Raw genomic sequence first — 10823 nt, 5'->3', positions numbered from 1 at the left:
CAAAATTAATTAAAATTTATTGATTGATTATTAACACCGTGTTAAAATATACAACGTTAGCTTTTGTATTATGTGTTAGATAATTATAGAAAGTTGAAAAATGATTTTTCATTATTTTAACTATGAACGAAAAATGTGCTTCTTGATTAGGAATGTATCTAGAGATATGAAGCAAACAAAGACTTGAACCTAGGATTCCTTGGACTAAATGAGAATTTTATACAGCTGAATAAGATAATGGAATGTAAAATAATATTTGTTTTTTACTCAATTATTCACATAATCTACATTAATACAAAAAAGCAATGGAATGAAAAACGTGTAAAGTCATAAACTGAAAGAAAATATAGAATTATTGCTCAAAAACATTGGGTAAGGAGGGTAACGTAATTTTGATTTTAAAAATTTTGCATTATTTCTTATTTTATATCATGGTTGTATTATTGAAAATAATTCATGGAGTTTTAAGTTTTGATTAAGTTCACCCACTTTAAAATCTATTCCTGATCTTTCGTAAAAAAAGTGATTCTCTTGGATAAAACAGTGTTTTTTTTTAATAATTTTAAATACTTTAATTAATTAATAAAAATCAACAAGCCTTTGTATACCAGGCCTTAACGTGATTTGTGGATTGATTTATTTAATATTTTTAATGTTTATTTAATATTTTTCACAATGACCCATTTAGGCTTTATCCTACTTCTAGAGTTCTCAATTATATTGACTGCCATTTCCTCGACTATCATTTTCTCGTATAATTTGGAAAGAAATATCAGCCTTTTCTAATCGCTCTCAAAAAACTACTACTCTTCCAAGTTTTTCAACTCGGATTCAATCTCTTCAATGGTTGGTAAACTGCTTTTTAAATTATCCGGCAGTATTTCGGTAAACTGAAATTCGCTTATTCCCATTGGTTTATTGATGTCTCGCAAAGCAAATTCGGCTTCGATGTTGTTTTTATCACGACATAGTAAAATCCCTATTGTGGGTTTGTCCTCCTCTTGTTTTATCATACTATCTACTGCTGATAAATAAAAATTGAGCTTACCTGCATATTCGGGGATAAACTTGGTGTTTTTTAATTCGATTACCACATAGCATTTCAGTTTTATATGGTAAAAAAGCAAATCGATATAATAGTCATTTTCGGCAATTTCTATATGAAATTGTTGTCCTACAAATGCAAATCCTTTGCCTAATTCTAACAAAAACTTCGTAATGTGTGCAACCAATTGCTTCTCGATATCTTTCTCTTGGAATGGTTTTGACATTGTCATAAAATCAAAAACATAAGGATCCTTTAATGTTTGTTGTGCCAAATCAGAAAAAGGATTTGGCAAGGTATGGGCAAAATTAGTAATAGCACCACCTTGTCGTTTGTATAAATCGGTTTTTATTTGCAGAGCCAAAACATCCCTGCTCCAGTTATTGGCAATAGATTCCTGTATATAAAAATTAGATTCTGCTGTATTTTTTATTTTATCGATAAGAAGTTTTATATGTCCCCAAGGTAATTGAAAAATTAAATTCTCTTTTAAATCGTCCCCAAGTTGGGGATGATTTACAATATCGCTTTCATCCCCAATTTGGGGATGATTTGCCAAATAGTTATAAAACAGCTTACAATACCTGAGATTGGTCACCGAAAAACCATTCATTTCAGGGAATTCTCCTTTTAGGTCTTTAGAAACTTGTTCTAAAAATGAGGTTCCATAAGCGGTCTGTTTCTCTGAAATCATTTTACCTAAATCCCAATAAAAATGAATCAAAGCGGTATTTACAGCTATTGCCGCTTTTATCTGGGTAGAACGGATTTTGGTTTTCAATTCCGAAATCCATTTTTTGTATTCCAAATCAAACAAATTTACTTCACTCATTTTTTACTGTTTTTTGCTTTTTAACTTTCTTCTCTTCTTGAAATAAGGTCACTTTTTCTTTTTCTTCCAAAATCATCTTTTCATACAATTTGAAAAGATATTGCAGTTGTTCTTAGTCGCTTTCAAAAGGGTTATCTTAACGATCCTCTTTTTTTGCACAATCTAAAAGTATCGATAAGTACTTCGTAAGAATTTAAGAAAGTTCTTTTAGAATTATATTCATAACCTTTTATAGCACGGTCATATTCAACTGTGTTATAATTACTAGCGGCGGGAATATTGAAATCCAGAATCAAGTCATGAAGATTTTGTTCTATTTGGGCAATGTTCATACGTACATTATGTTACAATTTTTGTGGAATGCGATTTTGATTAAAATCTGATATTTTAATTGCTAAGATATTAAAAAATCCCTCAAAAGGGATTTAATTTATCCGATACTTATATTTATTCTGACACACTAAAATTGCGTATTATAGCTATATTGTCAGGTTTAACCTGATAATATGGATACGAAATATAACTACAACAACCCGTTTACCTCTTATCTTTTGTTTCACAATCAAATTTGATCGCATACTGAAAGAAAAAGATGAAATGATGGCAATGCTTGAAGAATTAATCAATAAATAATTGAAATAGTTCCCTTATTTGATTTCTTATACTATTGTATTTTTATATTGAATCATCGTCTTAACGCTTTTTTTCTCCTTCTTTTTGGAAATTCATAATCAACATCTGGAGCAGTTTCAAAAAGAAGAGATGATAAAATGGATGTTAATTTTTCAGTGTTAATCTTCCAGTCCTCTAATGACGGTTCAGTTTGTTGCACTTGTCTCGTTGTTTTACTATCAGCACTAAATAATTCATGGAGTTTTAAGTTTTGATCAACTTCACTTCCTTTGAAATTTATCCCTGATTGTTCGTGAAAAAAGTGGTTCTCTTGGATAAAACCATTTTTATTTATTGTTGGTAAAACTTGAATTGCAAATTTCATCATGCGTTGCTGATACTCTTTTAAATTGTTTGGTTTTGTCATCAAAACATTGAAATGAGCATTCTTAATTTGGTTTTTTATATCATCCCTATTAATCGATTCAATTTCTATTTTTTTATTGATTTCATGTTTGTCTTGTGGATTTCCATTTTTTAAAATATTTTGGTTTTGAAATTTATCAAGCTCTTTTCGTTTATAATTAAAATGTTCATCAAAAGTTTTTTCGTTTGAATTGATCCATTTCATCCTATCAAATCCCACCTGATATTCGTTATTGCCAATTTTTCTATTGGTTTGTTTTTCATTACAAGTAGGACTTAATTTTAATATTTGTGTTTTATCTTTTCTGGAAACAATTATGTGAATATGAGATTGCAGCCCTTTTTTATACTCTCCTGAAATTTCTTTTCCAGTAATAACCACTTTATCTGTACCCTTGTATTTTCTAAAATGCTCAATTTTTGCAAAATAAACTAAATCATCTCCGGTTTTAATTCCTTTGTCTTGACGATTAAAATTCAAAGCATAGTTATCCATTACTTTGCGCCCATACTCTCTAATAAGACTATTAAATTGTTCTAATTCCGGTAAATTTAAGTCCAAAACACTTGTAACTTCTCTTTTTCCGGTAGCAAGAAAAGCAATATGACTCAACTCATTCTCGCTGAAACTAATTGTTGGAGCAAAATATTTAGCATCATTTGCTCCTAATTTTCTTTTATTATTATCAATAGTATTAATAACATCTATCGTGCTGACATTAACCTCTGAAGCTGTAAAGAAACCTTGTTTCCTACTTTCTAGCTGAGTTATTTCATCCAATGAAGAAGACTTTTTGATAATTTTATCTAATTCTTCATTTTCCTTTTCTAAGTAAATGGCCAAGTTGGAACAACTTCCTTTATTGTCAGCTCCAAGTGTACTATGTGGTTTAGAAATTGGCATTATGAAAAAAGAGATTTAATTTTACCCAAAGTGCCGGATTTATTTTTGTCGTCTAATAGTTGACAGATAAGCAAAATGGCTTGTCTGTTTTTCTGTAATTCAGAAATTACCATTTTAGTCCTTTCTACATCATTGCTATTTATTTTATTCAGATTCTCGAAATGAGCCTTTTTTATTTCAGTTGCTCTTTCTGAATGTTGATCCAAGAGTTTATTTATCGAAATAATTAATTTCGAGATTTCTTCCTTTTGAGCATTTTGATAATTAAAAACATCTTGTCTTAATGGTTTCAAAATATCTCTTTCTTGAACTTTTAAAAAAGAGACTATCCTTTTATCTAAAGCGGCAACCATTAAAGAAGGATCTTTGTTTACAGCATCTTTAGGATCGATACCTGTTTTTTTGAAATAATAAATCATTTCTTGTATAAGAGTACCCAAGTTCATTCGCAAACTTTCAGATAATTTTCCAAGTTCTGCATGCGCTTTTTCATCTATAATGATACTTTTTTTAGTCATAATTATAATTTTTAAAACTGTTAATCAGATAGTTATGCGTTTAATTATATTTAAATTATAAAATCTTATAAACTTCATTCTTAAAGAAAGCCTTATTTTCAAGGCTCTAGCCTCGCAGAGCAAGTAGGATAGGGGTTTTCCGCCCCTGTCCTACTTGCTACTAAATACACAAGCCTAAACACCTGCATTAGTATTTAAAATCAAATAATCATTTATATCTTTTGAGCCATGAAACAGATACCTAATATCTTTACATCTTGTTCCCGATGAATTCCACTTCTTTAAACAGTTTTCTGTTGCAGTCGAACCTGCAACATCGTTGTCCAACGCAAACAAAAGTTCAGAATAAACATTTAATACTTGATCTACTTTCGAAAGCATTGATAGAGAATTTAAAATCAAGAAATCTTTTGACTTTTCGCATTTTGGATACAATGTCAACAATGAAATAAAATCCGACCATGATTCTAAGATCACTAAAGACTTACGGCTTTTGTTAATCCATGTAAACCATTTTATTCCCAAACATAACTTGGCATATTTATTTCGAATTTCATATTGATTCTTATCATTCTTAAATCCCACTCCAAAATATTTCTTCCCATTTATTGTATAATAGACTTCATCCAAATACCTTTTACATATTTCGATGTTCAATTTTCGTGTATTTAAATAATCAATTAAAATCTTGTTTTGTAAAAGTTGAATTCTTTCCACACGATATGACTTTTCTTTTTTCACCTCTAGAAAAACATTTTGTTTAGGCTGGTCAAAAGAAAAAATAGCATCCTCACTTTGTAGCCACCTAACTGCTTGCAAAAAACCAATGGAAAAATACTTCATAATAAAGTCCACAGTATTACCTCCAAAACCTTCACCAAAGTCATAAAAAAGATTATGCTCACATTTTACAGAAGCCGTTTGCTCATCTCTCCAATTAGATTTAAACCAAAACTGTTCTTTTTTCTTTTCAACCGCTTCAATATTTAATCTTTTCAAAATATTGATCATTGGAATTTTTCTTAATTTCTCTATATCGTTCACTATAATTTGAATTTTTGCCTACCTAGCTACCTAAAGAAATTGGACAGCTATACTAAGCATATTAGAAAAAAAGGGCTTTATTTTTGATTTACCTAGTTTACCTAATTAAGGTAAGTCAAGTATTGATTATCACAGGTTACCTACCTAAATAAATCACTTAAATTCAGTTAATTAAACTAAAATCAGGTAACTAGGTAAGTATATTTAAGAATCTGTAAATCCCCAAGGCGAATCCCTAAATTTGGTTTTTGCTAAATATCCATATACTTGGCGTTTTGCATGCTTGATTCTGGTAAAATTGTATTTTTTTAGTGCTGAACCAACTTTCTGAGCATTTAATCTATGACCCATAACCTGTAGTTCTGTTACTATTTCTGATGGTGTCCTAAAATCTGAAAGATTATCACTAGTTGAATAGTATTTTAAAACAAATTCATTCTCTACTGTTTGTATAGTAAAACGTTCATTTCTCAATTCATTGACTTTTATTTCTTCCTGAGTTAAATCGGATTTAAAGTCTTTTTGGCACTTAAAAATATGGTACGCTTGTGACCAAAAATCATCTATATTAAACTCTTTGCTATAGGAGAAATCAATTTTCTCAATGACACTAAAAATAATCCACCTTACAGAACCTGAATCATCACATAAAAATTCCGCACGATTTGTTGACGCTAAAAATGAACAAGTCCGATAGAGTAAAGTTGATTTATCTGCATATGGTAAACGCTCATTAACAGAAACTTGACTTATCAGTGCTTTAATAGCATTGATATCATATTTTCCCATTACATCTAATTCCTCAACATTAATAATCAAAGATTTAGCCAACTTGATACGTTCATCTCTTCCTACTCCCAAATTTGTATATAAATATTTTTCAAGTTGAGTTGGACATAGAAAATTTAAAAAATATGATTTACCAAAACTCTGACCTCCTTCTAACACCAATACGTGTTTATTTATCGCCTCCTTCAGAAATACCGTTTTAACAGCACGAACAGCCCATTTAAGGAGATGGAGGTAAAACAATTCGTTATCGTCTGTATTAACATAGCTAGCGTATCTTTTGACATGATCTTTGCCATTCCAAGGTGGTAAGCTTTTAAAATACTCAACCAGTGGATTGATACGTTCCACAAAATGCGACTTCAAATATGTTTTAAAAACTTGTGGACTAACATTTAATTTTTCTCTATGAAGATGTATTAACAGAGAGGATTCATTAAAATCAATTTTACAGGCAGAGTTTACGTCAAAAATTTCGTATTCCAATGCAATTTCATTAAACTTGATTTTAAAATACTTAGATAATTCTTCCTGAATTTTGTCATAAACAGAATCCTTGCGTGATGACACATCATATACGCTTATTTCTTCCATAAATAGATAATTGATGAATGAGTATAATGCCTATATTTGCATATACTTTTTTTAGTAACATAAAAAATTTCTAAGCGTTCAAAAGTGGATTTTTGAACGCTTATTTTTTTAATTGCTTGGAAAATTTAGACAAAACTTCCTCATCAGAATAGACTTTATGCTCCCTGATCCATGCAACTATCTCAACTCTATCGAAGAATAAAGCCCCATTTGTCGGTTTGTTATGTGGGATTAATTTTTTAGCAGATAATTTGTGGATAGTACTATCTGAAAAACCAGTATAGGCCATCAAGTCTTTAATAGTAAAGATCTCTTTTTGAAACTGATTACCCTTGATAATCATCATCTTAATTTCATTTAACTGTTCAGTAATTTTTTGTGGGTTCATAATTTAAGTTTTTAGAATTATGAGGCTAAACTACCGGAATGAAACTAGATGAAACGTGGAGTTGCGACTTGCCCACATAATAATTCGGAGAATTCACATTTTTTGAAGGCTTTCGTATATTTTTCTTTGATAAAGTGTAGTAGCTATTCTCGTTTTATCTGATGATGCTTTTTCATTTACAGGAATATACTTGCCTGCCTTCTTATATTGTAGTACTGAAGCTATCCTTTTTTTTTCAATTGCACTCTTTGAATCTAATTTTGTCAAGAAAGGAATCATAAATTCATTGATAAAACCGTACGTTTCTTGAGCACTAATTTCTAATCTAAAAACATGATTGTTATTAGATTTTTTTAAGCAATTAGCAATCAAACTTTGAAAGTCTATTAATGATGTGTCATCATTAAAGAGTTCAATTTTTCTAAATTCAATATAATAATGATTAATGACCTCCTTATTTAAGTCTAATAGCTCCGTAATTTTTTTATCAGAAATAACATCAGAAGATTTGGATGATTTTTGGAATTGAGATAAATTACTATTTGATTTTTCTCTATTATATCGATTAAAAATATTATCATTTTTAAAAAAAAAGATAGATGCTACGGTAAGCAAAAATGAAAAAATAACTCCTAAAATTAGAATTATCGAATAGAATAAAATAAAATTACCATTGTATATCTGAAAAATACTGATGATAACTGCCAAAATAGGTAATAGCGGAACAAAAATTAGTGTAACCTTCTTGGCGGTTGTTATAGAATTTATCTTTTGTATCTGTCGATGAAGGAAGAAAAAAGATTTTTCAATTATTCTTGCCATAATTCTGGGTTATTTTCAATTGAAGAATAAAAATACTAAAAATAAAGCTAATTGAAACAGAATGAAATGTTTACTATCTTTGCTGTTCAACAATTTGTTGTACTAATGTTGTACTGATAGAAACAAAAAAGCCTCTCAATTTCTTGAAAGGCTTGATTTTACTAGTGGTCCCACCTGGGCTCGAACCAGGGACCACCTGATTATGAGTCAGGTGCTCTAACCAGCTGAGCTATAGGACCGGTTAAGAGTTTGCAATATTACTACATTTTTTCATTTGTCACAAATATTTTTGGGATAGTTTTTCGAATCATTTCTCTAATTAATTTGATATCCTTTAAAAGAAGCTGATTATGAATTGACTAAATTTTATTCTATTTCTTGACATAGCTCAATTAATACGCCATTAGTACCTTTGGGATGCAGAAAAGCGACTAATTTATTATCCGCTCCTTTCTTTGGGATTTCATTTAGGATAGTAAAACCTTCAGATTTGAGGCGCTCGATTTCGGAAGCAATATCTTCGACATCAAAAGCGATGTGATGGACTCCTTCGCCTTTTTTTTCGAGAAATTTGGCAATTGGACTTTCAGAATTGGTAGCTTCCAAAAGTTCAATTTTGTTTGGTCCATTCATAAAAAAGGAGGTTTTTACGCCTTCGCTCGAAACTTCTTCTTGCTTGTAGGCTGGTACGCCAAATAGTTTTTCGAATAGCACATTGGATACTTCCAAACTCTTTACTGCGATTCCAATATGTTCTATTTTTTTCATGATTTATGTTTTTATTTTTCAAAAAATGATTGAGTTTTATAGCTGCAATTTTAGAATGGTTGAAATTTAAATAAAACAATCCGCTCATTGCTGAAACGGATTGTGAATTTTATTTATGCTGAAATTATTTTGAAAGTTCTACAAAATATTTGTAAAACAACGGAATAGTTTCAATTCCTTTCAAATAATTAAAAATTCCGAAATGTTCGTTTGGTGAGTGAATAGCATCGCTGTCGAGACCAAATCCCATTAATATCGTTTTGCTTTTTAGTTCCTTTTCAAACAAAGCAACAATAGGGATACTTCCGCCAGAGCGTACAGGAATTGCTGGAATTCCAAAGGTTTCGGTATAAGCCATATTTGCTGCTTTGTAGCCAATGCTGTCTATTGGGGTCACGTATCCTTGCCCCCCATGATGAGGGTTGACTTTTACTGTAACACCAGCTGGCGCAATACTAATGAAATGTTTTGTGAATAAATCTGTTATTTCCTCCCAATCTTGGTTTGGCACCAAACGCATTGAGATCTTGGCAAAAGCCTTACTAGCAATTACAGTTTTAGCCCCTTCGCCTGTATAGCCGCCCCAAATTCCGTTTACATCTAATGTTGGACGAATTGAGTTGCGTTCGTTAGTAACGTATCCTTTTTCACCATAAATATCATTTAGGTCTAAAGCTTTCTTATAATTGTCAAGATTGAAAGGTGCTTTGGCCATTTCCGCTCTTTCTTCAAGAGTTAATTCTTCAACCTTGTCATAAAATCCAGGAATGGTAATGTGGTTGTTTTCATCATGTAATGAAGCAATCATTTTAGCTAAAATATTGATTGGATTGGCTACAGCACCGCCATATAATCCCGAATGTAAATCGCGATTAGGACCAGTAACTTCAACTTCTACATAACTTAATCCGCGAAGTCCTGTGGTGATAGAAGGTTGTTGATTAGAAATCATTCCTGTGTCAGAAATCAGGATTACATCATTTTTTAGTTTTTCAGAATTGTTTTCAACAAATGTTTTAAGATTAACGCTTCCCACTTCTTCTTCGCCTTCAATCATGAATTTTACATTACAAGGTAAAGTGTTGGTTTGAATCATATATTCGAAGGCTTTCACGTGCATATACATTTGGCCTTTGTCATCACAAGAGCCTCTAGCAAAGATGGCGCCTTCAGGGTGAATATCAGTTGTTTTAATAACGGGTTCAAATGGAGGTGAAGTCCACAATTCTAAAGGATCAGCTGGTTGAACATCATAATGTCCGTAAACCAAAACAGTGGGTAATTTTGGGTCAATTATTTTCTCCCCATATACAATTGGATAGCCAGCAGTTTCGCAGATTTCGACAGAATCACATCCAGCTTTTACTAAACTTTCTTTTACAGCTTCGGCAGTGTCAAGAACATCTTGAGAGAAAGCAGTGTCAGCACTTACAGATGGAATTTTTAATAGTTCTATTAATTCGTTGATAAACCGATCTTTGTGTTTTGTAACGTATTGTTTTATGTCTTCCATTAAATCAATTTTTTTAGAAAATCAAAAATACAAAAAATAGAATGAATATTTTTTTATAAAAATTGTTTGAATATTGGAAGATATGATTATCTTTGCACCCACAATTACGCGGATATGGTGAAATTGGTAGACATGCCAGACTTAGGATCTGGTGCCGCAAGGCGTGTAGGTTCGAGTCCTATTATCCGCACTTTTAAAACGCAAATCTTTGTAAATAAAGGATTTGCGTTTTTTGTTTTTGAAACTTGCCTAACCGTTGCCCAACGGTTTGAAAATAATGGATTTTGGATTCCATATTTCGATTTAGAAACACTCTTTTTTTAATCAGTAGCTTAATCCTGCTATCCGTTTCAAGTCCTCGTCCCGTCGGCAACATTTTTTTTGTGCTGGCAAGAGCTTCCTCCGGTCGCTTTGCCGGCACAAAAAATGTAAGCCATCGGTTCTGCGGGCTTTCCACTATTATCAGGGCTAGGGCTTCGGGTTTCCCAAGAAACATATACAGTATATAAGACATCCCGTCCTGACAGGTTTCCAAAACCTGTTAGGTATCCTTATTAATAAAGCTTCA

General features: G+C 31.3%; 10 protein-coding genes and 2 tRNA genes. 1 reads left to right on the top strand and 11 read right to left on the bottom strand.

Features of this window, described 5'->3' with window-relative positions; genetic code table 11:
- Positions 1-803: 803 nt before the first annotated feature.
- From VLC96_RS16860 to VLC96_RS16810, 11 genes are all read right to left on the bottom strand, one after another.
- Positions 804-1877, bottom strand: coding sequence for a PDDEXK nuclease domain-containing protein (locus tag VLC96_RS16860; protein WP_325264794.1), 1074 nt, complete (start codon positions 1875-1877; stop codon positions 804-806).
- Between the two features lie 131 nt (positions 1878-2008).
- The gene (locus tag VLC96_RS16855; protein ID WP_325264793.1) at positions 2009-2209 is read right to left on the bottom strand and encodes a hypothetical protein; all 201 of its coding nucleotides are present in this window, start codon (positions 2207-2209) and stop codon (positions 2009-2011) included.
- Positions 2210-2562: 353 nt separating this feature from the next.
- Positions 2563-3819: a DUF5712 family protein gene (locus VLC96_RS16850; protein WP_325264791.1), complete on the bottom strand. Its 1257-nt coding sequence runs from the start codon at positions 3817-3819 to the stop codon at positions 2563-2565.
- A complete protein-coding gene (locus tag VLC96_RS16845) occupies positions 3819-4337 on the bottom strand; it encodes a BfmA/BtgA family mobilization protein (RefSeq protein WP_325264789.1) in 519 nt (172 codons plus the stop codon). Before VLC96_RS16845 ends, VLC96_RS16850 begins: the two co-directional genes overlap by 1 nt.
- Before the next feature lie 174 nt (positions 4338-4511).
- A complete protein-coding gene (locus VLC96_RS16840; RefSeq protein WP_325264788.1) occupies positions 4512-5336 on the bottom strand; it encodes a DUF8464 domain-containing protein in 825 nt (274 codons plus the stop codon).
- Between the two features lie 249 nt (positions 5337-5585).
- Positions 5586-6764, bottom strand: coding sequence for a VapE domain-containing protein (locus tag VLC96_RS16835; RefSeq protein ID WP_325264786.1), 1179 nt, complete (start codon positions 6762-6764; stop codon positions 5586-5588).
- A gap of 100 nt (positions 6765-6864) precedes the next feature.
- Positions 6865-7152, bottom strand: coding sequence for a helix-turn-helix transcriptional regulator (locus tag VLC96_RS16830; RefSeq protein ID WP_308068104.1), 288 nt, complete (start codon positions 7150-7152; stop codon positions 6865-6867).
- Between the two features lie 93 nt (positions 7153-7245).
- On the bottom strand, positions 7246-7974 hold the full coding sequence (locus tag VLC96_RS16825; RefSeq protein WP_325264781.1) for a hypothetical protein: 729 nt from the start codon (positions 7972-7974) through the stop codon (positions 7246-7248).
- 165 nt (positions 7975-8139) lie between these two features.
- Positions 8140-8213 (bottom strand) — tRNA-Ile (locus VLC96_RS16820).
- A gap of 127 nt (positions 8214-8340) precedes the next feature.
- The gene (gene mce, locus VLC96_RS16815) at positions 8341-8742 is read right to left on the bottom strand and encodes a methylmalonyl-CoA epimerase (RefSeq protein ID WP_325264779.1); all 402 of its coding nucleotides are present in this window, start codon (positions 8740-8742) and stop codon (positions 8341-8343) included.
- Positions 8743-8866: 124 nt separating this feature from the next.
- Complete coding sequence (locus VLC96_RS16810; RefSeq protein WP_325264777.1) at positions 8867-10255, bottom strand: dipeptidase; 1389 nt, start codon at positions 10253-10255, stop codon at positions 8867-8869.
- A 108-nt stretch (positions 10256-10363) separates the two neighbouring features.
- On the opposite strand from VLC96_RS16810, the gene VLC96_RS16805 reads away from it, so the two are divergent.
- Positions 10364-10445: transfer RNA gene (locus tag VLC96_RS16805), tRNA-Leu, on the top strand.
- Positions 10446-10823 lie beyond the last annotated feature (378 nt).

The sequence above is a fragment of the Flavobacterium sp. genome (assembly GCF_035456085.1).
GTDB lineage: Bacteria > Bacteroidota > Bacteroidia > Flavobacteriales > Flavobacteriaceae > Flavobacterium.
Note: the sequence above shows the minus strand (reverse complement) of the source record. Positions and strands in the feature narration are given on the sequence as shown.